Annotated in this window: 26 protein-coding genes; 11 read left to right on the top strand and 15 right to left on the bottom strand. The window is 65.4% G+C overall.

The features are described 5' to 3' along the window. Positions 1 to 9: 9 nt before the first annotated feature. From ACI0FO_RS16695 to ACI0FO_RS16675, 5 genes are read right to left on the bottom strand one after another with little or no spacing between them, the layout of a single operon-like run. Positions 10 to 1,170: an acyl-CoA dehydrogenase family protein gene (locus ACI0FO_RS16695; RefSeq protein ID WP_416028344.1), complete on the bottom strand. Its 1,161-nt coding sequence runs from the start codon at positions 1,168 to 1,170 to the stop codon at positions 10 to 12. A 14-nt stretch (positions 1,171 to 1,184) separates the two neighbouring features. Continuing rightward, entirely contained in the window at positions 1,185 to 2,726 is a 1,542-nt protein-coding gene (locus ACI0FO_RS16690; protein WP_416028342.1) for an AMP-binding protein, read from the bottom strand. Positions 2,727 to 2,745: 19 nt separating this feature from the next. Continuing rightward, complete coding sequence (locus ACI0FO_RS16685) at positions 2,746 to 3,621, bottom strand: MaoC/PaaZ C-terminal domain-containing protein (RefSeq protein WP_416028340.1); 876 nt, start codon at positions 3,619 to 3,621, stop codon at positions 2,746 to 2,748. An 8-nt stretch (positions 3,622 to 3,629) separates the two neighbouring features. Further along, the gene (locus ACI0FO_RS16680) at positions 3,630 to 4,532 is read right to left on the bottom strand and encodes an SDR family oxidoreductase (protein WP_416028338.1); all 903 of its coding nucleotides are present in this window, start codon (positions 4,530 to 4,532) and stop codon (positions 3,630 to 3,632) included. A 36-nt stretch (positions 4,533 to 4,568) separates the two neighbouring features. After that, positions 4,569 to 5,552, bottom strand: coding sequence for a Bug family tripartite tricarboxylate transporter substrate binding protein (locus tag ACI0FO_RS16675; protein WP_416028336.1), 984 nt, complete (start codon positions 5,550 to 5,552; stop codon positions 4,569 to 4,571). Between the two features lie 174 nt (positions 5,553 to 5,726). Here ACI0FO_RS16675 and ACI0FO_RS16670 point away from each other — a divergent pair, with 174 nt between their 5' ends. Then, positions 5,727 to 6,548, top strand: a complete 822-nt coding sequence (locus ACI0FO_RS16670; protein ID WP_416028334.1) for an IclR family transcriptional regulator domain-containing protein — start codon at positions 5,727 to 5,729, stop codon at positions 6,546 to 6,548. Positions 6,549 to 6,616: 68 nt separating this feature from the next. Here ACI0FO_RS16670 and ACI0FO_RS16665 read toward each other — a convergent pair whose 3' ends face one another. The 4 genes from ACI0FO_RS16665 to ACI0FO_RS16650 all read right to left on the bottom strand — a co-directional run bounded on the left by ACI0FO_RS16665 (position 6,617) and on the right by ACI0FO_RS16650 (position 11,003). Continuing rightward, the gene (locus ACI0FO_RS16665; protein WP_416028332.1) at positions 6,617 to 7,063 is read right to left on the bottom strand and encodes an SRPBCC family protein; all 447 of its coding nucleotides are present in this window, start codon (positions 7,061 to 7,063) and stop codon (positions 6,617 to 6,619) included. Positions 7,064 to 7,150: 87 nt separating this feature from the next. Next, on the bottom strand, positions 7,151 to 8,719 hold the full coding sequence (locus ACI0FO_RS16660; RefSeq protein WP_416028330.1) for an FAD-dependent monooxygenase: 1,569 nt from the start codon (positions 8,717 to 8,719) through the stop codon (positions 7,151 to 7,153). A 237-nt stretch (positions 8,720 to 8,956) separates the two neighbouring features. After that, positions 8,957 to 9,466: a DUF1993 domain-containing protein gene (locus ACI0FO_RS16655; protein WP_105556180.1), complete on the bottom strand. Its 510-nt coding sequence runs from the start codon at positions 9,464 to 9,466 to the stop codon at positions 8,957 to 8,959. 88 nt (positions 9,467 to 9,554) lie between these two features. After that, entirely contained in the window at positions 9,555 to 11,003 is a 1,449-nt protein-coding gene (locus ACI0FO_RS16650) for an HD domain-containing phosphohydrolase (RefSeq protein WP_416028328.1), read from the bottom strand. Between the two features lie 140 nt (positions 11,004 to 11,143). Here ACI0FO_RS16650 and ACI0FO_RS16645 point away from each other — a divergent pair, with 140 nt between their 5' ends. The 4 genes from ACI0FO_RS16645 (at position 11,144) to ACI0FO_RS16630 (ending at position 14,681) form a co-directional block, all read left to right on the top strand. Next, entirely contained in the window at positions 11,144 to 11,902 is a 759-nt protein-coding gene (locus tag ACI0FO_RS16645) for an alpha/beta fold hydrolase (protein WP_416028326.1), read from the top strand. A 172-nt stretch (positions 11,903 to 12,074) separates the two neighbouring features. Further along, complete coding sequence (locus ACI0FO_RS16640) at positions 12,075 to 12,950, top strand: DUF1932 domain-containing protein (RefSeq protein ID WP_416028324.1); 876 nt, start codon at positions 12,075 to 12,077, stop codon at positions 12,948 to 12,950. 57 nt (positions 12,951 to 13,007) lie between these two features. Continuing rightward, positions 13,008 to 13,973 carry a Bug family tripartite tricarboxylate transporter substrate binding protein gene (locus ACI0FO_RS16635; RefSeq protein WP_416028322.1) on the top strand — a complete coding sequence of 322 codons (966 nt, stop codon included), beginning with the start codon at positions 13,008 to 13,010 and terminating at the stop codon, positions 13,971 to 13,973. A 39-nt stretch (positions 13,974 to 14,012) separates the two neighbouring features. Then, the gene (locus ACI0FO_RS16630; protein ID WP_416028320.1) at positions 14,013 to 14,681 is read left to right on the top strand and encodes an RraA family protein; all 669 of its coding nucleotides are present in this window, start codon (positions 14,013 to 14,015) and stop codon (positions 14,679 to 14,681) included. Between the two features lie 23 nt (positions 14,682 to 14,704). Here the strand turns inward: ACI0FO_RS16630 and ACI0FO_RS16625 are convergent, their stop codons facing one another. The 3 genes from ACI0FO_RS16625 to ACI0FO_RS16615 all read right to left on the bottom strand — a co-directional run bounded on the left by ACI0FO_RS16625 (position 14,705) and on the right by ACI0FO_RS16615 (position 16,922). Beyond that, a complete protein-coding gene (locus tag ACI0FO_RS16625) occupies positions 14,705 to 15,067 on the bottom strand; it encodes a hypothetical protein (protein ID WP_416028318.1) in 363 nt (120 codons plus the stop codon). A 40-nt stretch (positions 15,068 to 15,107) separates the two neighbouring features. Then, positions 15,108 to 15,773, bottom strand: coding sequence for a GntR family transcriptional regulator (locus ACI0FO_RS16620; RefSeq protein ID WP_416028316.1), 666 nt, complete (start codon positions 15,771 to 15,773; stop codon positions 15,108 to 15,110). A gap of 105 nt (positions 15,774 to 15,878) precedes the next feature. Next, complete coding sequence (locus ACI0FO_RS16615) at positions 15,879 to 16,922, bottom strand: helix-turn-helix transcriptional regulator (RefSeq protein ID WP_416028314.1); 1,044 nt, start codon at positions 16,920 to 16,922, stop codon at positions 15,879 to 15,881. A 162-nt stretch (positions 16,923 to 17,084) separates the two neighbouring features. On the opposite strand from ACI0FO_RS16615, the gene ACI0FO_RS16610 reads away from it, so the two are divergent. Together ACI0FO_RS16610 and ACI0FO_RS16605 are read left to right on the top strand one after the other, a co-directional pair. Continuing rightward, the gene (locus ACI0FO_RS16610) at positions 17,085 to 19,178 is read left to right on the top strand and encodes a TonB-dependent receptor domain-containing protein (protein ID WP_416028312.1); all 2,094 of its coding nucleotides are present in this window, start codon (positions 17,085 to 17,087) and stop codon (positions 19,176 to 19,178) included. Further along, entirely contained in the window at positions 19,151 to 20,062 is a 912-nt protein-coding gene (locus tag ACI0FO_RS16605; RefSeq protein ID WP_416028310.1) for an alpha/beta hydrolase, read from the top strand. Before ACI0FO_RS16610 ends, ACI0FO_RS16605 begins: the two co-directional genes overlap by 28 nt. 30 nt (positions 20,063 to 20,092) lie before the next feature. On the opposite strand, the gene ACI0FO_RS16600 is transcribed toward ACI0FO_RS16605, so the two are convergent. Together ACI0FO_RS16600 and ACI0FO_RS16595 are read right to left on the bottom strand one after the other, a co-directional pair. Further along, positions 20,093 to 21,448 (bottom strand): ATP-binding protein, encoded by a 1,356-nt coding sequence (locus tag ACI0FO_RS16600; RefSeq protein WP_416028308.1) that lies wholly within the window; start codon positions 21,446 to 21,448, stop codon positions 20,093 to 20,095. Then, positions 21,445 to 22,113, bottom strand: coding sequence for a response regulator transcription factor (locus ACI0FO_RS16595; protein ID WP_416028306.1), 669 nt, complete (start codon positions 22,111 to 22,113; stop codon positions 21,445 to 21,447). Before ACI0FO_RS16595 ends, ACI0FO_RS16600 begins: the two co-directional genes overlap by 4 nt. Positions 22,114 to 22,245: 132 nt before the next feature. Between ACI0FO_RS16595 and ACI0FO_RS16590 the strand changes: the two genes are divergently transcribed. Together ACI0FO_RS16590 and ACI0FO_RS16585 are read left to right on the top strand one after the other, a co-directional pair. Further along, positions 22,246 to 23,010: a MipA/OmpV family protein gene (locus tag ACI0FO_RS16590; RefSeq protein WP_416028304.1), complete on the top strand. Its 765-nt coding sequence runs from the start codon at positions 22,246 to 22,248 to the stop codon at positions 23,008 to 23,010. 101 nt (positions 23,011 to 23,111) lie between these two features. Continuing rightward, positions 23,112 to 24,104, top strand: coding sequence for a Dyp-type peroxidase (locus ACI0FO_RS16585; RefSeq protein WP_416028302.1), 993 nt, complete (start codon positions 23,112 to 23,114; stop codon positions 24,102 to 24,104). Here the strand turns inward: ACI0FO_RS16585 and ACI0FO_RS16580 are convergent. After that, complete coding sequence (locus tag ACI0FO_RS16580) at positions 24,082 to 24,360, bottom strand: TonB family protein (protein ID WP_416028300.1); 279 nt, start codon at positions 24,358 to 24,360, stop codon at positions 24,082 to 24,084. The two genes, ACI0FO_RS16585 and ACI0FO_RS16580, sit on opposite strands and share 23 nt — an antisense overlap. Positions 24,361 to 24,735: 375 nt before the next feature. Between ACI0FO_RS16580 and ACI0FO_RS16575 the strand changes: the two genes are divergently transcribed. After that, positions 24,736 to 24,918 carry a hypothetical protein gene (locus tag ACI0FO_RS16575; protein WP_416028299.1) on the top strand — a complete coding sequence of 61 codons (183 nt, stop codon included), beginning with the start codon at positions 24,736 to 24,738 and terminating at the stop codon, positions 24,916 to 24,918. 45 nt (positions 24,919 to 24,963) lie between these two features. Then, entirely contained in the window at positions 24,964 to 25,149 is a 186-nt protein-coding gene (locus ACI0FO_RS16570) for a hypothetical protein (protein WP_416028297.1), read from the top strand. Positions 25,150 to 25,163 lie beyond the last annotated feature (14 nt).

The following is a 25,163-nucleotide window of genomic DNA, read 5'->3' as shown; positions in this document are numbered from 1 at the left end:
GTCGATGGTTTAGAGCGCGCGGGCGATGACTTCGCGCATGATTTCAGAAGAGCCGCCGTAAATGCGGTTTGGCCGAACGTCCGTGTAGGCGCGCGCGATCGGGTATTCGCGCATGTAGCCGTAGCCGCCGAAAAACTGCATCAGGTCATCGATTGCCCGCGTCGCTTCGCTGGCCCAGAGCTTGGCCATGGCGGCGCCGTCCGGCGTCAACGCACCGGTCAAGTACTGCGCAAGGCAGCTGTCGACGAACGCGCGCGTCGCGCAGGCATGCGTTTTGATTTCGGCCAGCTTGAAGCGGATGAACTGGTTTTCGATCAGGGTCTTGTCAAAGGCGCGGCGTTGCTTGACATGATCCAGCGTCCATTCCAGGGCGACTTCCAGGGCCGTCGCGCAGCGCAGGGCAATGAGGAGTCGCTCGCGCACCAGTCCGCTCATGGCATAGCCGAAGGCCGCGTTGGTTTCGCCGACGAGCCTGTCCTCGGGAACGAATACGTCGTTGTAGAAAAGCTCGGCGGTGTCCTGCGCCTTTTGACCGACCTTGTCCAGCAGGCGTCCGCGGGAAAAGCCGGGTGTCGATGTGTCCACCCAGAAAAGGCTGATACCGTGCGCGCCGCGCGATGGGTCGGTTTTGGCGAACGTAAGCACGAAGTCGGCGTGATAGCCGTTGGTGATGAACGTCTTCTGGCCATTCAGCCGATAGCCGCCGTCGACGTGGGCGGCGCTGGTGCGGATCGCCTTCAGGTCGCTGCCAGCGCCGGGCTCGGTCATCGCGATGGCGCCCACCACTTCCCCCGTGGCCATTTTCGGTAGAAACGTCTGCTTTTGCGCAGGCGTGCCGAATTCAGCCAGGTAAGGCGCCACATTTTCAGAGTGCGTGGTGAAGCCGGTTACCCCGCTGACGAGGGCGCGGGCGATTTCCTCGACGACGACGGCGCTGTACAGAAAGTCTCCTCCGCCGCCGCCGTAGGCGTCGTCGATGCTGGGCAGCAACAGGCCCGCCTCGCCGGCCTCGCGCCAGAGTCCGCGCGGCACCATGCCGGCGTCTTCCCATTGCGCGTGGGACGGTTGGATCCGCTCGGCGATGAAGCGCGCGACGCTAGAGCGGTACAGTTCATGGTCGGGCGTGAACATGGCGCGCGGTGGCGAGTAGCTTGCTTGGTGCTGTGTCATGGACGAGGCCCCCATCAATGGGCAATGCGGTTTTCGGACGGCCAATAGGCGGCTTTCACGGTGCGCTTAAGCAGTTTGCCGCTTTCGGTGCGCGGAAGCGCCGGCACGAAGTCGACGGAACGCGGACACTTGATGGCGGAAATCCTAGCGCGGCACAGTTGCATCAGCTCTTGCGCAAGCGCATGGCCGGCGCGCTGCGGGTCATGGAGCTCCACGACGGCCTTCACCTCTTCGCCAAATTCGTCGTTGGGTACACCAACTACGGCTACGTCAGCCACGGCCTCGTGCGTCAGCAGGACGTTTTCCGCCTCTTGCGGATAGATGTTCACGCCGCCAGAGACAATGGTGTTGGCCAGGCGGTCGGTCAGATAGAGGAAACCGTCGGCGTCCAGGTGCCCCACGTCGCCGTAGGTCGCCCAGCCGCGGTCGTTGTAGGCCCGGGCGGTCTTCTCGGCATCGTTGTGGTACGCGAAGCGGCCTCCGCCCGAGAAATAAACGACGCCTGTCTGTCCCGCAGGCAACTCGGCGCCATCTTCACCCACAATGTGCACCTGCCCGAATTCCGGTTTGCCGACCGAACCTTTGTGCGACAGCCATTCTTCGGAGTCGATGGAGGTGCGCCCAACCAATTCGGTGCCGCTGTAGTACTCATACAGCACCGGGCCCCACCAGCCGATCATCTGTTCCTTTACGGGGATGGGGCAGGGCGCCGCGGCGTGGATGGCGAAACGCAGGCTGGACAGATCGAAGCGCGTGCGCTCTTCCTGGGGCAGGCGCAGCAGCCTGACGAACATGGTCGGCACCCATTGCGCATGCGTGACGCGATAGCGTTGAATTGCGTCCAGCGCTATCGAGGGATCGAATTTCTGCATCAGCACGCAGCTTCCACCGGCCCGCATGACGGCCATGTTCCAGCGCACGGGCGCGGTGTGATAGAACGGGGCCGTCGAGAGATAGACCGAGCTTTCGTCGAAATCCTTCCAGCGCGTGCGCGAGTCGGCGCGGGCCTTGAAGTAGGCGTTGGCATCGGACAGCGGGCGCCTGATGCCTTTGGGCATGCCGGTGGTGCCCGACGAGTACGAGAAATCGGTACCCTCCAGGGTCCGAGGCAATTGCACATCGTCCGGGAACTCGCCGATCCATGCCTCGTATTGCTGAAATCCGGCTTGGCGCCCGTCAAGCAGGATGCGGTTCGGCGGCAATGCGTCCACGATCGCCGGGTCAAGGTCGCCCAGCGTCTGCGCGGAACAGAACAGCGTCTTCGCGCCGGAATCGGCGATCAGGTAGGCCACTTCGTCCGCCTTGAGGTGGCGGCTGATGGTGGTGTAGTAAAGGCCGATGCGATGCGCGGCCCACAAGATCTCGAAGTACCGGACGTGGTTCTCCAGCAGCACGGCGATGCCGTCGCCTTCGACGTGGCCGGCAGCAAGCAGGGCGGCGGCGCATTTGCGCGAGCGTAGTTCCAGTTCGCGCCACGAGACGCTTTCCCCCGAGGGGACCATTCGGTAGGCGATCCCGTCGGGCATCTGCCGGGCGTGGCGTTCAAGTACGGACATGACGGTCTCCATCGTCGGGTTATTCATGGCGCAGGTCGGCGACGCCGTGGCTGAGAACGACCGCGCCGCGTTCCACTGCGACCATCTGGAAACGCACCTGGTCGGCGACTCGCCACATGTCGGCGCGCAGCGTTTCGCCAGGCACGACGGGCGAGGAAAAGCGGGCGGCCAGGCTGGCCAGGCGCGCGGGGACGCCGCCGCAGGCTTGGCGCAGCACGGCGCGGGCCGCCATGCCATAGGTGCACAGCCCGTGCAGGATGGGGCGTTCAAAGCCGGCTTCGCGCGCGGCCTTCGGCAGGATGTGAATAGGGTTGCGGTCGCCGTTCAAGCGGTAGAGCAGCGCGGCGTCGGGGCGCGTCGGCATTTCCAGGCTTAGGTCGGGCGGTCCCTCGGGCACGGCAGGCAGGGCTTCCAGCGGTTCGTCCGCCGGCTGACCAGGACCCGAAAAGCCGCCGTCGGCGCGGCAGAAAGAAACATGGTCAACGGTAGCCAGCAGCGCGTCGGTGTCCGCGTGGGTGACGTGGCGTTGCGTCACGACAAGCGCGCCTTTGCCTGCGCCTTTGTCGATGACATGGCTGACGCGGGTTCGGCTGCGCACGCTGCCTGATGCCGGCAATGGCCCGTGAAAGCGCATGCGGTGCTCGCCGTGCAAGATCCGCATCCAGTCGATGCCGGTCCCCGGATCCGACGCCCACGCGCCGGGAGCGCCCACGGTCGCCAGGAAGGTCGGCACGACCAGCGTGTTCTGTTCATGGACGTACCGCAGGTCCGTTTCGTCCATCGGGTCCGTCGCCATGCCGAGGCTAAGCGCGTATCGGATGCAGTCGTCCTCGAGATACCGGGTGACCTGCTCCGGAATGTCCCATTGCTTGAGTTGGTGGTAGTCGATGGCCATGGCGCGCCTTAGATGGGATCCCAATTGAAGACGTCCGGAGAACGGTCCAGCGGTGTGAAGGCCCTGCGCATTGCGGGCACCGCGTGTTCCGCCAGACTGTCCAGCGTCCAGCCTTCGGCGCGGTGGACGGACATGACAGGCCTGGGCTGGCTCATGACGATCAGCTCGTTGCCGCGCACCGCCAGGATCTGTCCGTTCACGTCTCGACCCGCCTCGCTGGCCAGGAACACGGCCACGGGCGCTACCTGTTCCGGCGTCATGGCCTGCATCCGCGCAAGACGCCGCTTTTCGGCGTCGGTTTCGCTGGGCAGCGTACCGATCAGCCGGCTCCACGCAAAGGGCGCTATGCAGTTCGAGCGGACGTTGAAGCGGGCCATGTCGAGGGCGATCGATTTGGACAGCGCGACGATTCCCAGTTTGGCGGCCGCATAGTTCGCTTGCCCGAAGTTGCCGATCAGGCCCGCGCTGGACGTCATGTGAACAAACACGCCGCTTTGTTGCTCCTTGAAATAGGGCGCGGCGGCGCGGCTCACGTAGTAGGCGCCGTTCAAATGCACGTCGATGACGCCTTGCCATTCGTCGTCCGACATTTTGTGGAAGATGCGGTCGCGCAGGATCCCGGCGTTGTTGACGACGCCATCAATCCGTCCGAAGTGGTCGATGGCGGTGCGCACGATCGCCGCCGCGCTATCGGAGGCGGCCACGGAATGCGTGTCCGGCACCGCGATGCCGCCTGCGGCGGTGATCGCCTGCGCCACCGTGCTGGCTGGCCCGCTGTCGTGGCCGTTGCCGCTGCCGCTGGATCCCAGATCGTTGACGACGACCTTGGCGCCCTGGGCGCCAAGCAGCATGGCGATGGCGCGGCCGATGCCGTTGCCGGCGCCCGTCACGACGATGACTTTGTCCTTCATGGAATGCTCCCGGTGTTGCGAGTGGATATCGAGGGGTTATTCGCTCTTGATGTTGCCGGTCTTGATGACCTGGGCCCACCGCGTTTTTTCGGCTTGCACGAAGGCGCCGAACTCCGCTGGCGTTCCCATCACGGCCTGGCCGCCTTGCTGCGCCAGCGTCTTCTGCATGGCGGGGTCGGATAACGCTTTGTTTACGGCGGCGTTAAGCGCCTGCACGACAGGCTGCGGCGTTTTGGACGATACAAACAGGCCCAGCCAGACCGATACGTCGAAATCCTCGTAGCCCGCCTCCATGACGGTCGGCGTGTCGGGCAATTCCGGGCTGCGTTCCTTGGTGGTGACGGCAATTGCGCGCAGCTTGCCCGCCCGAATCAGCGGCAGCGCGGTAATCAGGTTGTCGACCATGAAGTCGACTTGGCCGCCGACCAGATCGGTCAGGGCGGGCGCCGCGCCGCGGTAGACCACGTCCACAGCGTTGATCCCGGCGCGTTGCTTCAGCAATGCGCCGGCCAGGTGGCCGGAAGATCCGCTGGTGGAGACCGCCATCGACAGCCCGCCGGGCCGCGAGGCCGCGTAGGACTTCAGTTCGGCGATGGTGCGCGCCGGCAGCTTGGGGTTGACCACCAGCACGTCGGGCATGGACAAGACCTGCGCCACGGGAGCCAGGTCCTCGTAGGCATACGGCAACTTGTCGTGCAGCGCGTAGTTGGCCGCGTTGGGCCCCAGGCTTCCCATGACCATCGTGTAGCCGTCCGGTTCGGCCTTGAGCATTGCCTGCACGCCGATAACGCCGCCGGCGCCGGGAAGGTTTTCGATGATGACGGGCTGGCGGAAATGTTCGCTCAGCCCCTTACCCAGCAACCGGCTGGTCTGGTCCAGGATGCCACCGGGCGAACTGGGCGCGATGATGCGCAGCGGCTTGGTTGGCTGGAAGGCCGGCGCGTCCGCAGCGGCGGCCCACATCGGCACGGTCAGGGCGAACGACGCCAGGACGGAACGAAGCGGTGTCTTCAAGTTCATGGTTGTCTCCTGATTGTTGTGGCGGCGTGTTCTAAAATGACCGCCTGGCGGATATTGATGTCCGATAAATTGATTTGTAGATCCGTTTTATAATTTTTGTCAACGAAGTTCCGGTTGATCGGTCCGACTTTTCGGTCGAAAAAAACCGGGACGCATTGTGGAGAGGCATGCCCCATGGCAACCCCAGAAAACGAAGGTTTCGTGCGCGCATTCGCGCGCGGGCTGGCCGTCATCGAGGCGATGGGCCGCAGCGGCACGCACACCGTCGCGACGGTATCGGCAACGACCGCCCTGCCGCGCACGGTGGTGCGGCGCATTCTGTTGACGCTATGCGAACTGGGTTTCGCGGTGGAATCAGAGGAAAGGGGATTCCGGTTGACGCCAAAGGTCCTCAACCTGGGAATGACCTATCTGACGTCGCTGCCTTTCTGGGGGCACGCCCAGCGCGTGCTGGAGAACCTGTGCACGCAGGTGAAAGAGTCTTGCGCACTGGCTGTCTTCGATGGGGAGGAGGTTGTTTTCGTGCTGCGGATCCCGTCGCCGAAGATCATGTCGTTGCGTCTGGGATTGGGCAGCCGGCTACCGGCATACGCGACCGCGCCCGGCCGGGCCTTGCTGGCGTTCCAAAGCGAGGAATTCCTGAACCACTACGTTGAGGGGACCGAGCTGGGAACCATTACCGCGCGCACGGTGGACAGCAAGACGGCGTTGCGCGCCGAACTGGAAACGGTGCTGCGCGAGGGCTATGCGTGGGTCGACGGCGAATTCGATCAGCACGTGTGCGGCATGGCCGTGCCCGTGCGCGACGAGCAGAACAATGTGGTCGCGGCCATCAGCGCCAACCTGCTTTCCGGCGATATGTCCCAGGAAGACGCCGTCAAGACCATCCTGCCTGCGCTGCGCGCCGCCGCCCAACAGTTGTCGGGCCTGGCGCCGGCGTTCCTGGGGCCTTCGAATCGCCTCGTCACGCGGACCAACGGCAGAAGCGCCGCATAGGCGTCCTTGGGTTGGCCTTTACCGAGGGCATGGAGACGCCGATTCGCGCCGCCAGCGGCCGTGCGGGATCAGTCGGGGATTTCGGGTTCTACCAGCTGCGCCAACTGCGCCAGCGATTCCTGCCAGCCCAGATAGCACATTTCGGGCGGAATGACGGCCGGGATGCCTTCTTGCTTGATGCTGATGTCGGTGCCGCACGAGACCTTGCGCAAGGTGATCGTGGTCTGCATCTGGCCCGACAGGTTCGCGTCGTCGAATTGGTCGGTGTAGCGGATTTTTTCGGACGGGACCAGTTCCAGGTATTCGCCGCCGAAATTGATGACGGTGCCAGTCGAAAAGTTGCGGAACGACATCTTGTGGCGGCCGCCCGCCTTGGCGTCCAACTGGTGGACCTGGCAGGTGAACCCGTAGGGGGGCAGCCATTTCGCAATGGCGTCGGCTTCAAGGAAGGCGCGGTAGACGCGCTCGGGGGAGGCGCGCAAGACGCGATGAAAGGTCACGGTTCCGGTAGTCATGGTGTGTCCGCCTTGGAATGAGAGGGTCGTACTCATACGACGTTCAGAGGACAACGAAATCGACATGGCAGGCGTTAGTGAAAACCCCTAATTCTGTAACCGTCCGATGTACGCCGACAGCGCTTCGGCATGCCCCTGTTCGGCACGCAGGCCGACGTGGCCATCGGCTCGGACGACCGCCAGCACAATGCCGCGCACGCCCAGTGCGCGGGCGATGTCGGGCGCCAGGTAAGCATGCGCTCCGGGCACGCCGGTATTCGCGGACAGGACGAACACCTGTTCGATGATGGCTCCGTCAGCCAGTGCTTCCATGTCGCGGCGCACCTGCTCCAGGGCGTCCTCGGGCGTCGCGGCGCAGCCGATCAGCACGGCGGTGTGGCCCTGACGGCCAGTGCAGGCATGCAAGTGGCCGACGCCGCCCGCCGCGAACGCCAGGGGAATCTGATCAGGCAGGCGCTGGCCCGGCCAAAGGGCGTCGTGCGGATCGCCCATGACGATGGGGGATCCTGCGTAGTCGATATCAAGCTCGGCCTCCGCGACCGCTTCGTGGTGCCGCGTGGCAGGGTCGGCAAAGACCGTCCGGATCGCCGCATCCCGTTCGCGGCGGGCGCGTTCCCCTTCCAGCATCTGTGCGCGTTCGGCGGCATCGCCCGAGGCCATTACCTGATCGGCCACGGGGCGCCGTTCGGCGTGATAGCTGTCCAGCAACGCGTCGGAACAATGCCCCTGGCAAACCAGCGCAAGCTTCCAGCCCAGGTTGTAGGCATCTTGCAGGCCGGTGTTCATGCCGTGCCCTTGCGCCGGGCTACAGGTGTGCGCAGCGTCGCCGGCCAGCAGCACTCGGCCTGACCGGAAAGTCCGGGCAACCTTGGTGTGGCAATCGAAGCGCGTGGGATGCGAAATCTGGTCAAAGCGCGCCTCGGGCAGGTAGCGTTGCAAGGTGGCCAGCGCGTCGGCGACCAGATCGGATTGCGCCGAGCGGGGGCGAAGGTATACGCGCCAGCGGCGGTCCGGCAGGGCCGTCAGGATGACGGGCGTCGGGTCCAGATACGCATAGTTGGCTTCAAAGGACTCCGGCCATGACGGGATGGCCGCATCGAACACGGCCCAAGGCTGGTGGATGTCGTGGCCGTCTTGTTCGATACCCATCAACGTGCGGACGGTGCTGTGGTGCCCGTCGCATCCGACGACCCATTGTGCGTGGACCTCTGCCCGCGCGCCCCGCTGATCGATCGTGGCCGTCACGCCATCGGGTCGGGCCGCCAAGCCCACCAGCGTGGTGGCGCGCGTGACGGCGCCGCCGTGTGCGACGAGATAGTCGTGGAGGATGGATTCGGTGACTTCTTCCGAGATGCCGATATTGAAGGGATACCGGCTGCCGCACAGCGCCAGGTCAATGTCGCCCAGCACGGCCCCATCGGCGTGAATACGGGCATGGCGCTGTTTGACGCCCAGGCGCAAAAGCGGGTCGGCGATCCCCAGTGCGTCCAGTATTTCGATTGATCGCGGATGCACGACGGTGGCGCGGTCCCAATCCATGGGCTGCTCGTGCGCGTCGATCAGCAAGCACGGGACGCCTCGCCGAACCAGCTCCACGGCGGTGAGCAGGCCGGCAGGGCCCGCGCCTACGACCAGAACGGTTGTCGCGATCATCATGGATCTCCCTGAACGGGGGGGGGCATTGGCGGGGGGCGTGCGTTACGCGATTCGCGTCTGGCGAAATTAGAGCAAGCGCGATGCCGCCGTCAACGGTTCCGACCTGCGTCGCATGGCTGAGGGACCGGAAGACCGGTGCGGGCATACCAGACGCGGGCGCCATGAAAAAGGCCGCGGGATCAACGCCGCGGCCTTGTTCAATTGTGCGGCGTCAAGCCCGCACGCACTTCGGTGACATCAATACGCGCCCATGTAGTCGCGCTTGCCGACTTCAATGCCGTTGTGGCGCAGGATCGCGTAGGACGTCGTGACGTGGAAGAAGAACTGCGGCAGGCCGTAGTGCAGCAGATAGGCGCTGCCCGACAGTTTCTTTTCTTTCGGGGTGCCCGGGCGCAGCACAATTTCCAGGGATGCGCTTTGTTCGAACTGTTCCGGCTTGAAGGAACCGACATGCGCCAGGGTCTTGGCGATCAGGGCTTGCAGCTCGGCGAACGAGGGTTCGCCATCGGGCCAGGACGGAACTTCCGCGCCGGCCAGTCGGGACGCGATGCCCTTGGCGAAGTCAGCGGCAATCTGCACTTGGCGCGACAGCGGGAACATGTCCGGGAACAGGCGCGCGCCCAGGTAGGCGGACGGGTCGATGTTCTTTTCGGTGGCGTGGGCTTCGGCCTTCTTCAGCACGTCCGACAGGGCGGACAGCATTTGCTTGATGACAGGGACGGAAGCGTCGTACATAGGACTGGTCATGAGGGAGCTCGCAGAATGGGTGAGGCGGGCGCGGGGCAACCCGCGCGGCAGGCCCAAGACTACCAGCAATCGGCGACAGGATGGCGGCTTACAGAATCCCCGCGGTCAGCGCCTTCAAGGTGGCGGCGACGCGGGTCGAGCAATCCAGTTTGCGGAACACGCTTTCGACGTGGGTGCGCACCGTGCTGGGGCTGATGTTCAGTGCGCGGGCGGCCTCTTTGTTGCTGGCCCCCAGGCTGATCTGCCGCAATACCTCGATCTCGCGTTGCGACAGCGTGCTGGTCGCGCGGCGCGGGGCGGGATTGCCGCCTCCGGCGGCAGTGATGGCGGCAGCAGCCACCTCGGTATCGAAGCGGCCGGCGTCGGCATCTTCACGCAAGAGGCGGGCCGCCTCGTGCAAGGGATAGGCGGGCCGCCAGGGGCGGTCTTCCAACAGTGCTTGCAGTGCGACGGCGGTTGAAAGCACACGCTGCGCCTGACCTAGCGCGGGGCCGGCCGCGCCGCGGAAGTAGCCGCTGCCATCCAGGCGTTCGTAGGCATACGAGGCCAATTCCGCCGCGTCGCTCAAGCCCGGGATCTGACGGGCCGCGCGGGCGGTCCAATAGGGCATCAGCCGGACTTGTTCCCATTGGTCGGCGGACAGCTTGCCGGGCGTGTTCCACAAACGGTTCGGCAACGCCGCGCGGCCGATCCCGTGCACCAACGCGGCCGCCTGCAGTGCTTCCTGCGCGGCCGGGCCCATGCCCAGCAGCGCGCCGCAGCGGGCGGCCAACTGCGCGACGCGGCGGGAATAGCCCGCCAGCCAGGGCAGCTTGAGTTCGGCGACGTCGGCCAGCAGCGTCAAGCCGGCAGCGGGCGTATTGGCGCGTGCCCCGTCCAGCGCCCACTCGGCGCCGGTAGGCGGGTGGGCGTCGATATCGTCAAGCCAGGCCTGGCCATGGCGGACCGCCAGTTCCGCCACGGTGGCGGGATACTTGGCGCCCGCCTGCGCGCGCAGGTACTCCATCGCGCTGGCGCGGCCGTGCGCGCGGCTGAGGATTTCCAGGTCGCTTGCCGCATTCACATAGAACACCACGCCCGGGATGGCGTCGCCAGGAACGCCCTGCGGCATGCCCTTGCCGTCGTGCCGCTCGAAGGCGTGCCGCAGGCCGGCCACCACGTCGTCGGGCATGCCCAGGTTAACGGCCACGTCGCCAGAGATTTCGCAGTGGATCAGCGCCAGCGGCACGATCAGCGATTGGGTGCGCGGATCAAGCGGCGGCAGCGTCTGCGCCATCATGGCTTCGCGCGCGGCGACATCGTCGCCCAGCAGTTCGGCGAAACCACTGGCGTTAGCGGTGCAGCCCGACCAACGCAGCAATGCGACGGCGCGCGCGTGGTTCTGGGTAGCGGGGCTGGCGCCATGGGCCTCGGCAAGCTTGCCGGCCAGGCATGCCGTGCGGCGCGAGTGGTCGGTGGCGCGCCCCATGCTCAGGTCTCCGACGAAGGCCATGGCCAGCACGGCGTCGGTCAGTTCCATCGTACTCGGGGCGGTCATCGGGGGCGGGGCGGTCAAGAGAGGAGAGGGGGACGGGCTTATCGGTTAATCAACCGATACCGGCTTTTCCGGTGGATGACGACACTGGAACCCAGCAAGCGCAACACCGTCGCTTGGCACCCAACCTAAAGGAATTCCAGATGAAACGCCATATTATCGCAGCCTCGTTGTTGGCGGCTGGCTTGTTCGCCGGCCCGGTTTCGCAGGCTTTTTCGGCCCAGCCTTCGGTCGTGATCGTGCACGGCGCCTTTGCGGACGGCTCGGATTGGGCGAAGGTGGTCGCGCTGTTGCAAGACAAGGGCGTGCAGGTACAAGCGGTGCAGAATCCGCTGGATTCGCTCGCTGGCGACGTGGCCGCAGCCAATCGCGCTATCGACAACCAGCCCGGCAAAGTCGTGCTGGTCGGCCATTCGTGGGGCGGGGTGGTGATTACCGAAGCCGGCAAACACGACAAGGTGGCCAACCTGGTTTATGTGGCGGCGTTCGCGCCCGATGCCGGCCAGTCGGTCGCGTCGATGACGAAAGACCAGCCCAAGGCGCCGGGCACGGACAGCATCGTCGCCGACAGCCATGGCTGGCTGAGCCTGCCGCCCCAGGGGATTGCACGCGACTTCGCGCAGGACGTGCCGGCCGCCCAGGCCCGCGTGATGGCGGCCACGCAAGGGCCGATCAAGGCGACGGCGTTTGGCGACGCGGTGTCTGCCGCCGCCTGGAAAACAAAGCCGTCGTGGTTTGTCGTGGCCGAAAACGACCGCATGATCTTGCCCCAACTGCAGCGCGAGATGGCCGCCCGGATGGGGGCGAAAGTGACGGCGGTGCCGTCCAGTCACGTGCCGCAGCAATCGCGTCCCGCCGATGTGGCGCGCGTGATCCTGGACGCGGTGGCCAGCGTGAAGTAAGGCGAACCGCCGCCCCGGTTCGCGCCGCGATGCCGGGGCGGCGACGCGTCTATTCCTACGGAATGTACTTTTTATGTTCTGCATGGCTTTGGAATGTGCGGGTTATCCCTAGTAATAAGGCACCTTTCCAACGCGCTATAACCATGTTTGTATTTTTTTTGTATTTATGAACATGAAAATAGCACTGATTGGATGTGGGGAAGTGGGCGACTGCTATGCGCAGGCGTGGGTGGCCGGCGGGCATTCGATCGTCGGCATCTGCGAACTGCGGCAAGACGCCGAGATGCAGGCGCGCGCGGCCTTGCATGGCAGCGTGTTGCACGTCGAACCCGGCCCCTGGCTGGCGCAGGCCGACATCGTGGTGTCGGCGGTGTTTGGCCATGCGGCGTTGCACGTTGCCGCGCAGGCGCTGCCGCATCTGCGCGGTGATGCGTCGTATGCCGATTTCACGACCGCAAGCGCGGCCGACATGCGCGCCGCCGCCGACATTGCCGCGCAACGTGGCGTGCCCTTTACCGACGTCGCGATCATGGGCGCCATTGCGCTGCTGGGCGCGCGCACGCCGTTGCTGTGCGCCGGCACGGGGGCGCCCGCGGTGGCCGCGTTCACGCTGGCCTGCGGCGCGCCCGCGCAGGCGATCGAAGGCCAGGCCGGCGATGCCGTCCGCCTCAAACTGTTGCGCAGCATCCTGACCAAGGGCATGGAAAGCCTGGCCGTGGAATGCCTGGTCGCGGCAGAAAGCATGGGCCTGCGGGCGTCGTTGTACGAAGTGTTGTCCGACATGGACCGGACGCCGCTGACGACATTCGTCGATTCGTTCGTGCGTTCGCATGTGCTGCACGCGCCGCGCCGCCTGGCCGAAGTGCGCGAAGCGCGCGAGCAATTGGTCGAAGCCGGCTTGCAGCCGCTGGTGCTGGACGGCGTGGAACGGCTCTTCGCCCGGACCGCCCAAGGCATCGAAGCGGCGCGCCAGGCCGGTTCTTTCAATGTGCCCGACTCGGTCGCCGAGCGATTGGCCTGGCTGACGCCCCTGGCTCGCCAATCCTGATGCGCAGAGCGGCCCCGCAGAGGGCCGCGACATACCCAAACATAAGCGAGGAAGACAATGACATCCGTAAAGACTCTGCTGGCGGCGGCGCTGCTGGCAACCTCGGCCGTGGCCGGCGCGGCCGATATGGGCTCGGCCCCCATCACGCTGATCTCTCCGTTTCCGCCGGGCGGCGGCACCGACACCTTGACCCGCATGATTGGCTCGGCCATCGCGCAGGACACGGGCTGGAACGTCGTGGTCGAAAACAAGCCGGGCGCGGGCGGCAACCTGGCGCTTGATGCCACGGCGCGCGCCAAGCCCGACGGCCACACGCTGGTCATGGCGCAGACGGACAACATCGTTCTGAACCCGTGGCTCTACAACAAGCTCAGCTACGACACCTTCAAGGATTTCAAGCCGGTGGGCCTGGTGGCTTCGTCGCCAAGCGTATTCGTGGTGGTGCCGGAGTCTCCCTACAAGACGCTGGACGACGTGGTCAAGGCGGCCAAGGCGCGCCCGGGCCAGGTATCGCTGGGCATTCCCGGCATCGGCGGCAGCGGCGACCTGATCGGCCATCTGTGGCGCAAGGCCGCGGGCATGGAGCTGATGCACGTGCCGTACCGCGGCTGGTCGCAGGCCTTTCCGGATCTGGCCAGCGGCCGCATCGACCTCTACACCGGATCGGTCGCGTCGCTGCTGCCCCAGATCCGCGGAGGCAAGGTGCGCGCGTTGGCGGTGGTGGCGGACGCGCGCTCGCCCGCGCTGCCGGATGTGCCGACCTTCGCGGAAAGCGGTTTCAAGACCATCAACCAAACGATCTGGTGGGGGCTGATGGCCCCCGGCAAGACGCCGGACGACGTGATCGCGACGCTGAACCAGGCGCTGAACAAATCCCAGGCGCAGCCGGACGTCGTGAAGAAGCTTGAAGACTCCGGCTACAGCGTCATGAAGGGCACGCCGGCGGATTTGGGCAAGCGCCATCGCGCCGACCACGACATCTTCGGCAAAGTCGTGCAGGAAGCCGGCATCCCGAAACAATGATCTTGCGAACCCCTCAGATGAAGCACCAGGAGACCTCTAATGACCGGTTTTGACATCCACCCGCGCAAGCGCGCGGTTGCAAGCGAGTTCGTCGAGAAATTCCGCCGCGTTCCCGTCGCCAATATCAGCGACTGCATGTGGCGCATGACGGCCGGCGGCGCGCGCCTGCGGCCCATGCACGACGGCCATCCGCTGGCCGGCCCCGCGCTGACGGTACGCACGCGCCCGGGCGACAACCTGCTGGTGCACAAGGCGCTGGAATTGGCGCAGCCCGGCGACGTCGTGGTGGTGGACGCCGGCGGCGACCTCACCAACGCCATCATCGGCGAGATCATGACGACCTATGCGCAGACGCGCGGCCTGGCCGGTATCGTGATCAATGGCGCCATCCGCGATAGCGGCACCATCCGCCGCGGCTCGTTTCCGGTGTACGCCGCCGGCGTCACGCACCGCGGGCCCTACAAGGATGGTCCGGGCGAGATCAATACCGTCATCGCCTTGGACGGCATGACGATCGAGCCGGGCGACCTGATCCTGGGCGACGAGGACGGCTTGCTGTGCCTGCCGTATGACCAGGTTCCCGCCTTGTATGAAGCCGCATCGGCCAAGCATGCGGTCGAAGAGCAGATGCTGGCGCAGATCGCCGCCGGCACGCTGGATACTTCGTGGATCGACGCCCGGCTGAAGGCGCAGGGCTGGAAGCCCTGAGCAGGCGGCGCCAAGGCTTGTCTTCAGGCCTTGGCGCTTCCCAGGCGGCGCAGGAGTCGGTCTTTGACTGCGCCGCCATACGCCCACGACAGCACCGCCAGCACCAGCATCGCCACCGTGAAGTAGGCGCGCGCCGCCATCGGTACCGGATTCAGTTCCGCGATGGTTCGCATCGGCTCATAGGACGTGAAGTCGCTGGCCGCCAACACGCTGAACAGCAGAGCCAGCACGGGCCCCGTAAAGCGCGGACGTTCGCCCCGCGTCGCCGGGTCGGCGTGGAATGCCCAGCGCAACAGCTGCGCCACGCGGACGGCAACCGTGATCAGGGGAATGGCTACCGCAAGCAGCAGGACGAAGAGGGCGACAAGGATCTGGGGCGAATACATGAAAGCGGATAAAGGGAAAGGCGCGAAACCGCGGCCGGGATCACGCGGCTGACGTATCGGCAGGCGGCTTGCGCTGGCTGCGGAAAAGCAGGTGCGTCGTGGTCAGGTGAAAGCGCATGGCGATGTCCGCGCATCCCGGATCGCGGGCCCGCAATGCGGCGATGATCTGGCGATGATGTTCCACGCTGCGCAGCATGTCGTCGTGCGTGTAGAAATAGAACGAGCCGATGATGATCGGCATGTCCAGCAGGTTTTCCACCATGGTCCGCACCCGCGCGGATTGCGCGGCGTCAAGCAAGGCATGGTGAAAGAGGTTATTGCAGTGCTGGACCCGCGCCACGCGGTCGGTGTCGTCGGAAAGGATGGCGTCCAGCATGCGCTGGTTGATTTGCTCAAGGTGGTCGATCTGTTCGGGCGTAGCGCGTTCGGCGGCGGTACGCGCGGCATAAGGCTCAAGCAGCAGGCGCAGTTCGAACGCCTCGTTGATGTCGCGGTCCACCCAGCCCAGCACCACCGCGCCGCGCCGGCCTTCGCGCTTGACCAGGCCATCGGTGATCAGCCGTTCGATCGCGCTGCGAACGGGCGTGCGGCTGACGGAAAGTTCGGCCGCGATGTGCTCTTCACGCAGCCGCTCGCCGGGCAGGAACACGCCGGACATCAGCCGTCGGCGGAGTTCCCCGTAGACAAGGTCGCGGGCGCTGGTCATGGTGGCGCAGGATTCCTGAGGGCGCGAAGAGATTCAGACTATACCCGAAGGGGGGCGCGGTTTTGCGTGAAAAGCGGCCCTTGCGCGACGGTGGCGCGGGCGCGCTTATCCGTGCATCCGCACGTCGCGGGGCGACACGCCGAACAGCCGCTTGAAGGCCGTGGCGAAGTTGGCGGCGCTGGAGTAGCCTGCCATCGCGGCGGCCTGGGCGACGCTGACGCCTTGATTCAACAACGCGCGCTGCGCGGCCCGTAGCCGTTGCTCTCGCAGATACTCGACGGCGGACGACCCCGTCAGTGCCTGGAAGCCCTGTTGCAGCGCCCGCACGCCCAAGCCGGTTTGGGCGATCAGCTCGGGTAGGCGGCCCGGACCGGTGACTTTTCCGGCGTCGATGCGGGCGCGCAGGTCCAGCAGACGCGCGGCATGACGCGGGTTGATGCGACTGGCCAGCGTGCCGGCGCCTTCACCAGCGGCGGCTGCGGCTAGCGCCACGTGGCGGAGCCCTTCGCCCAGCAACGCCAGGCAACGGGATTCCAGCATCAGCCGGTCCACCCCGTCTTCGTGGGCGGGAGGACGCGCGATGCGTTGCGCCAGCGTGACGCCGCGCGGAGTGAGCGTCCACGCATGCAGCGCCAAATGCGTCTGTAGAAAGGACTGGATGGCCCAGGTGTCGACGGCGCCAGGGGATCCGCCTGGGATCAGTCCGCCGTCTTGCAGCCATTGCGGCGCCACCGTCAGCGTGATCGAGCGTTCGCGGTGGTTGCGGGCTGCTCGTCGCATAAAGCTGGCCGGTTCGGTCAGCATCAGCAAGCGCGCTTGTTGGCTTTCGCCAGGCGCGGGCCCCTTTAAGCGCAGGTGGTGATGGCCGAATTCCAGCTCGACGTCGCCGTGTTCCAGCACGATCAATTTCAAGCCTGGCGTGAGCGTGGAACGCACGACGTTGTCACCGCAATCCCGAACGTCGGCGCGTCGCAGCATCAGGCCCGGCCGCATCGCCAATACCTCGAAGCTGCCTTCCAGCGGGGTCTTGGCGCCCGCGCCATGGCGGGATTCGATGTCGTGCGATCCCCCTACGTGCGTCCCCGCCGCACGCAGTTGGGCGGATGAGATCCCGCCCGCCATTTCCGCCCGTTTTCGCGGCCCCGCCATGCTTGCTCCAAAAAAAAAAGGGAAATGCCCCCACGCCGCGCACGCTTCGCGTGGTTGCCGTGCGCCGCCGCAAAGCATCTGGTGCTTTGCGCAAACATGCGGGCCTGATTTCCGTGGAATCATGGGCGGGCTTTCCAAATGACCATGAGAATCAGTACCATTATGACCCAAAGTCCCGCCGTCTTCGCCCTCCGCCGGCCCCGGACGATGATGGCCCTGGCCTTCGCCGGCATGGCAGGCGCCGCCCAGGCGCAGACCGTTCCGCCGTCAGGCGCCGCCGCCGCAAGCCCCGTGCAGTCCCTGGCCCCCGTGGTGGTGACTGCCAGCGGCTATGACCAATCCATCGCCGACGCGCCCGCCAGCATCACCGTGTTGACGCACGAAGAGCTGGCCAGGCAGCCTTTCAATACCCTGCAGGACGCGCTGCGCAATGTCGAAGGCGTCAGCATCGTCGGCGCCAATGCCAACAAGCAGGACATCTCCATCCGCGGCATGCCGGGCAAATACACCTTGATCCTGGTGGACGGCAAGCGGCAGGGCACGCGTGAAATGCTGAATCGTGAAGAGCTGGGCATGGTGCAGGCCAGCCAGATTCCGCCGTTGGCCGCCATCGAGCGGATTGAAGTCGTGCGGGGGCCGATGTCGTCGCTGTACGGATCCGACGCGATCGGCGGCGTGGTCAACATCATCACGCGCAAGGTGCCGCAGGCGTGGACCGGTTCGATCAACCTGGGCGCGACTTTGCAGCAGCACAGCGAACTGGGCAACAGCCGGCAGGCGGATTTCTACCTGGCCGGCCCGATCAAGGAAGAAAAACTGGGCCTGCAGCTGTTTGGAAAATCCAATCAACGCACGCAAGCCGATGTGGTGGACGGCTCGTATGGCATCCGGGACCGTGGATTGACCGCCCGGCTGACGCTGACGCCGACGAAAGAGCAGGACATCCAGCTGGAAGCCGGCCAGGACGAATACAACCGCTACGGCACCGTGGGCAAATCGTTGGCCGCCACCGAGACGGGCGACTATCGATTGAAGAACCGGCACACGCACTATTCGGTCTCGCACGAGGGTCGCTGGAATTTCGGCACGACGAATGTGTCGCTGCAGCGCGAAGAGGGCAAGGCCAGCAACACGATCGGAGACAAAGACACTACCTCGTATCCGGACACGCGGTTGGTCAATACGACGCTGGACGCCACGCTGACGTTGCCCCTGCCTGGCAACATGTTGAAGGTGGGCGGGCAGTACATCGACACGCGCCTGTATGGCACCGACAAGGAAGCGGCGTCCACCACGGCGCGCAACACCGTGTCGGGGCTAAGCACGCGGTCCTGGGCGTTGTTCGGCGAAGACGAATGGGCCGTCACCGACAACCTGTCGCTGACGGGCGGCATGCGCCTGGACGACCACGAGCGCTATGGCCAGCATTGGAGTCCGCGCGGGTATGCCGTCTATCACCTGTCGGACGCCTGGACACTCAAGGGCGGTGTCGCGCGTGCATTCCGCGCGCCTGAACTGCGCCAGAGTTCGGCGGACTACGTCCAGGCGACGGGCGGCGCCGTGGGCGCGCCGCGCGGCAGTATTGCCGGTAACCCCGACCTGAAGCCCGAGACCAGCACCAGCACCGAAATCGGCCTGCACTACCAGGACGATGAAGGCGTAGCGGCCGGCGTGACGCTGTTCAACAACGAATTCAAGAACAAAATCTACAGCCAGTGCGTGACCGGATGCGCGGGCACCTCGGGCGCCACCTATGAATGGGGCAATATCGGACGCGCCACGCTGCGCGGCGTTGAAACCAGCCTGACCTTGCCGCTGTCGCGTACCGTTACGCTGACGGGCAACTACACCTATACGCAATCCAAGCGTAAATCCAATGACGAAGTCGCCTATGACGGCACGTCGTTGCAGGGGCAACCGTTGGACCGGACACCGCGCCATGTGCTGAACGTGCGCGCGGATTGGCGGGCGACGGACGCCTTGTCGCTGTACGCGTCGGCGAACGTGCAAAGCGAGCAGTACTGGGCGAACTACCGCAATGTATCGACGACGACGCGCCGGCGGCCCGGCGCCACGACGTTCGACCTGGGCGGCAGCTACGAATTGAACCCGCACGTCACCTTCCGTTTGGCGGTGATGAACTTGACCGACAAGCGCGTCCCGGTGGACTACCGTACCCGCACGACCGGTCTGGATGGAAACTGGCAAGTCGATGAGGGGCGCCGTCTATGGCTGAACACATCCGTTTCGTTCTGATCGGAACTGCCTTGGCGCTGGGCGTGGCGGCGGCCGCCAACGCGCAGCCCGGGCACGCCCGGCCCATGGCGGCGCAACCCCCCGCGTTGGCGATTGGCGTGCCGGCCGGGCAGGTGCAGCGCTATGTAATGGCCGCGCCGGACGGCGGACCCGAGTACCGCGTGTCGGTCTGGACGCCGCCGGGCGGGCAGCCGCCGGCCGCCGGCTATCCGGTGGTCTACATGCTGGACGGCAACGCGGTATTTGAAAGCCTGACGCGGACCCCGTCCGCCTTGCCGTCCGGGACGTCGCTGCAAGCGGTGGTGGTGGGCATCGGCTACGACGACGCCGAACGCTTCAATGTGACGGCGCGGTCTTATGACTACACGCCGCCGTCTCCTGGCGCGGACGCGCCGCGCGGGTCGCCGCGCGATCCCGCTGCGCAAGGCTGGGCCAAGCCCGGCGGCGGCGCCGACCGCTTTCTGGCGATCCTGCAACAGCGCATTCAACCGCTGGTTGAACGGCGTTATCGCGTCGATGCCGGCAACCGCACGCTATACGGCCATTCCTACGGTGGTCTGTTCGCGCTCCATGTGGCGCTGACCCAGCCCCAGGCCTTCCGGCATTACGTGGCGGCCAGCCCGTCGATCTGGTGGAACGGCCGATTCATCCTGCAATCGTTGGCGCGTCCGGCGCCTGTGCCGGAACCGGGCGTGGACGTGACCGTGATGGCGGGCGAAGAGGCGCAGGGCCGCGAAGATCGTCCGGACAGCCCGGAAAGCGTGGTGCGCGCACTGGGCGGCATTCCCCGCGTGCAGGCTCGCTTGCAGGTGTTTCCAGGCTTGGGCCATGGCGAGATGTTGCCGGCGTCGCTGGCCGCGACGCTGCGGGGGTATGTCCGCTAGCGTAGGGAGCAGCGCGCCGCAGGCCCGCCGTCAGTCGCCGCTTGCGCGAAACGCAACGGTGATGCCCACGCCGCGGCCGTCCAGGCCAGGTCCCCATTCGATCCGGGCGTTGTGTTTGGCGGCGATCTGCGCCACCAGCGACAGGCCAATGCCGCTGCCGCGCTCGATGGTGCCGGCCTTGCGGTAAAAGCGGTCGAACACGCGTTCGCGCTCGGCTGGCGCGATGCCCGGCCCATTGTCGGCCACGGACAACTGCGCGCCGCCGTCGGGCAGCGGGCCGCACGAGACGGCCACGCGGCCGCCTTCGGGCGTATAGCGCAAGGCATTGTCCAGCAGGTTGCGCAGCAGCACGCCCAACGCGTCGACGCTGCCGTTCACCATTGCCGGCTGGGTGTCGAGGCTGATGCGCTGGTGCTTTCGGTGGGCCAGCGCTTCGCTGTCGCGCACAATCATTTGCGACAATCGATCCAGCGAAACGGGTTCGGCGCGGCCCTCGCTTTGCGCCTCGGTACGCGCCTGGTCCAACAGTTGTTCGGCCAGGCGAGTGGTGCGGGTCGCGACGTCGCGCAGCTTGTCGACCGCTTCGCCGCGTGCCTGGGGGGTATCGCTGCGCACCGCTAATTCGGCGTAGGCGCTTAGCGCTGCCAATGGCGTGCGCAACTCGTGGGCGGCGTCGGCCAGAAAGCGGCGTTCCCGATCGAGAGAGGCCGACAGGCGTTCCAGCAGGCTATTTATGGATTGGATGAAAGGTTGTAGTTCGCCGGGCATTCCGGACGTCGGCAATGGCGTCAAGTCCATGGCCGGGCGGCTCAGGATGGCGTCGCGTGCGCGGTCCACCGGGCGGAAGGCGCGGCGCATGACCAGCCACGTGAGGCCGGTCAGTATCAGAAACAGCACGCTCAGGAATGCCAAGCCATTGCGCATGCGCGCGGCGGTTTCCTTGCGCAGTTGTACTTCCGACTTGGCGAACTGGACCTGTATGCGGCCATCGGCATCCGCCACGGAGTAGGCACGCCAGCGTTCGCCGCGCAGCGTGACGTCTTCGAATCCGTTGTGGAAGTCCTGTATCAGGGGCTGGTCGGGCGCCCAAGGCGATTGCACAAGCAGCCGCTTGTCGGCCAGCGCCCACACCTGGAAATTGAACGATTCGCCGTCGAAGCGGTTGGAGTCGGGCAGTTCAAAGCGGTCTTCGCTGGAGGGTTTTGCCTGCAGCAGGCTGGTGGGCAACGACAGCAGCGCTTTCTGGGCGGAATCACGCAAATCCCGATCTGACATACCGGTCTCGGCGCGGGTCTGTTCCAGGTAGATCAAGGAAAAGACGGTTACCCAGGTGGCGATCATTGCCAGGAATAGCGTAACCGCGACTTGTCTGCGCAGTGTCTTCATGACGACACGTCCGGCACGATGCGGTAGCCCAATCCGTGCTGGGTCTCGATCAGGCCGTCGCCCAGCTTGCGTCGCAATTGATGGATATAGACCGCCACGGTGTTGCTTTCGATGGTGCCGCTGCTGCCGTAGACCGCGACTTCCAGTTGATCGCGGCTGACGGTGTTGCCCATGCGTTGCATCAGTGCCAACAGCGTGTGATATTCATGCGCGCTTAAGCTGACTTCGCTGCCGCCCTGGGTCACCGTGCGCCGCGCGGGTTCCAGCACCACGTCGCGGCAGCGCAGTGCGGACACCACGCTGTTGCTGCTGCGGCGGAGCACGGCGCGCATCCGGGCCAGCAGTTCGTCCAGCTGGAAAGGCTTTACCAGATAGTCGTCGGCGCCGGCGTCCAGGCCCTGGATGCGTTCGCTGAGGCGGTCACGGGCGGTGATGATGAGGACCGGTGTCGTGTCGAAGCGGGCGCGCAGCGCCTTCAGTAACGTCAAGCCGCTGCCGTCGGGCAACCCCAGATCCAGCAGGACGGCCTGATAACCGTGGTCCACCAGCGCCAAGTGCGCTTGCGGCATGTCGCGCGCCCAGTCCACGGCGGCCCCATCTTGAATCAGGCCCGTGCGCAAGGCATCGCCCAGCATGGGGTCGTCTTCTACCAGCAGGATACGCAAGCAAGCTCCAGAGCCGTCCCTGGCGGGTTGCGCCGGGGTCTTAAAGAATTATTAAAAGTTGCTCAGGACAATGCAGGCCAAGCCCGGGGGCGGTCGCCCACGGCCACTGTAATAACACTGAAGGAAGCCCTGATGCGGATGGGTATATTAGCAAGAGGCGCGCTTGCAGGCGCGATGTTCACCGGGGCTGGCGCTGTCTACGCGCAAAGCGGGAACTTCATCGGATTGGGGGTCGGAGCGATTCCCGTCTATGAGGGTTCCAGCGAGTATCGGGCGCTTCCGGTGCCGCTGATCAACTACCAATCCGGCAATTTCTTCATCACGCCCCGGATGGGGCTGCCCGCGATGGGGTTGAAAACCTCGTTGGCATCCGACCTGGAGGCAGGCGTTTTCGTGGGCATGGCGCTGGGGCGCAAGGCCGATGACGCCGACCTCACGAAAGGGCTGGACGACATCAAGTTCCACGGCGCCTACGGTGCCTACGTGGAATGGAGCCCTGGCCGATACTCGCTGGGCGCGGGCTACAAGCAGGCGGCTCGCAGCGGCTACGGCGGCACGCTGGAACTGCGGGCGTCGTATGCGGCGCTAATGACCGAGAAGAACACCGTGCAGGTCGGAGTCCGCACCGAATGGGCCAGCAGCGACTACATGCAGACCTGGTACGGCGTCACGTCGTCGCAAGCGGCCCGCAGCCGCGAAGGCCTGTCGACGTACTCGCCGTCGTCGGGATTCAAGAACGTTGGCCTGTACACCACGTGGATTTATCGCATCAATCCCAGCTGGAGCACGATGTCCACGGTCGGCGTCAATACCTTGCTGGGCGACGCGCGCGATAGCCCGCTGACGGACCGCAAGACCAACGTGTTCGGCTCGGTGGGCGTGGCGTACCGCTTCTGACCGGTCGGCATGGCCGGGGCAAGATGGCTGACGGTTTCTCTGGTGGAACAGATACAATTTCCGCCAGAATTTCCGTCCCCCCGTTTTGATGATCCGATCCCATGCCTGATTTTCCGCCAGACCCTCAAGCCGTCCATAGCCCCGCGACGCGTCACGCGATTTTCATTGTCGCCACGCTGAATCCGGGGGCTGCCGCCGCCGAAACCATCCGCGGCTGGTGCGCCGACGTGGCCACATTGACGCGTACCGTGGGAACGCGCGCGCCGCAGCAGAACCTGTCCTGTGTCTGCGCGTTCGGGTCTGAGGCCTGGGACGCGTTGTTCGGGCAACCGCGGCCGGCGTCCCTGCATCCGTTCCGCGTGTTCGGCGACGGCGCGCGCGTCGCGGTGTCCACGCCCGGCGATCTGCTGCTGCATATCCGCGCGGACGCCATGGATGTTTGCTTCGAGCTGGCGACGCTGTTGGTGGAAGGGTTGGGCGACGCGGTGACCGTGGTCGATGAAGTCCATGGCTTCCGCTACTTCGACCGGCGCGCCATCATCGGTTTCGTCGACGGCACCGAAAACCCCGAAGGGCGCGAGGCGGTCGACTTCACCGTGATCGGCGACGAAGACCCGGATTTCGCGGGCGGCAGCTACGTGCTGGTGCAGAAGTATCTGCACGACATGGCCGGGTGGAACGCCCTGACGGTGGAAAGCCAGGAAGGCATCATCGGCCGCCACAAGTTGTCCAACGTGGAGCTGGACGACGATATCAAGCCGGCGTCGTCGCACAGCGCCTTGACGACGCTGGAAGAGAATGGCCAGGAAGTGAAGATCCTGCGCGACAACATGCCGTTTGGCCGTCCGGGCGTGGGCGAATTCGGCACCTACTTCATCGGCTACGCGCGTTCGCCCGCGCCGATCGAGCAAATGCTCGAAAACATGTTTGTCGGCCGCCCGGCAGGCAATTACGACAGGCTGCTGGACTACAGCCGGGCCGTGACGGGCAGCCTGTTCTTCGTGCCGTCCGCCGAACTGCTGGAGTCCTTGGAAACGCGTGCGGCCGTCGGGGAAGCGCCGCAGTTGGCGGCTATTTCTTCTTCGACGACGTGAACGTCACCGTGAACTGAACCACGTTGCCCGCAGGCGGGAAGTCACCTTCGGTCCGTCCGCGCCGCAGCATCCGAAGGGCGCTTTGGTCAATTTCTTCGAAGCCGGAAGACGTGATGACCCAGGCGTCGATGACGCCTGCCGCCGAAAGATGCAAGCCCAGCACAACCAGGCCTTCCTGCTTGTTGAATGCGGAGGAAGAGGGCATGTTCATGGGCGGCACGATCAGCCGGCGCGCGAAGTTCCGCGTGATAGGCACAATGCTGTCCGAGATCAGGAAGACACGGTCGCCGTTAGGCCGCACGGCCTCTTGAGATAGCGTGATTCGTTCATCAAGCTTGCGATGGGAACGCAGGGAGGGCGACTCCCAGGCGGCCGCTTGCGCTTGCTGTTCGGTGCGAACCTGCGACGACGCGCGGGCCGCGTCCCGACCCGTCCCGCCGCCCTGGCGTACAGCGGTCTACGACTAAAGACCGATGCGCGCGCAAAAGCCCGCTGCTACCGTCCGCCAGGAGCAGTCCAGCAGCTTAAGCTCCCCCCCTCCGTTTGCATGGCAACGTGGCGGGAGCCAGGCGGCTGTGGCTGCCTGGCCGACGCTGGCGCGGCTTCCTTTGCCAGCAAGCAGGAGAATTTCATGAAGAAAACCCACCAACCGGAAGCGGCGGACAAGGCGCAAGACCACCAGGTGCAGCCCTTGACCAAAGAAGAAATCGCGCAAGTCAGCGGCGGCCACGGCACGAGTCGCATGGGCCAAGCCTCCGTGTCGGCCGGTAGCAACACCGCCTCCGGCCGCAAAACGGTTTACCACTCACGTTGATTCAACCGGCGACGCCGTCAAGGCGCTTGCCAACAGGAGTAGTCCATGGAAAAGACTGTGTCTATGGCGTCGATGGACGACGCCTTGGAAAAGCAGGTCCAGCCGCTTAGCGAACGCGAAGTCCTGGAAGTAAGCGGCGGCGCGAATAGCCGGCAGATCTTCCTCAAGAGCCCGACGGCCCCGGGCGGCCCCGCCGGCGCCAAGCCGAGCCGCCAGAGCATCTTCAGGTAAGCCAGGTAGGTACC

It is taken from the genome of Achromobacter marplatensis, from assembly GCF_049060505.1.
GTDB classification, from domain to species: Bacteria; Pseudomonadota; Gammaproteobacteria; order Burkholderiales; family Burkholderiaceae_B; genus Achromobacter; species Achromobacter marplatensis_A.
The sequence above is the reverse complement of the archived record's forward strand: the minus strand, read 5'-3'. Positions and strand labels throughout refer to the sequence as shown.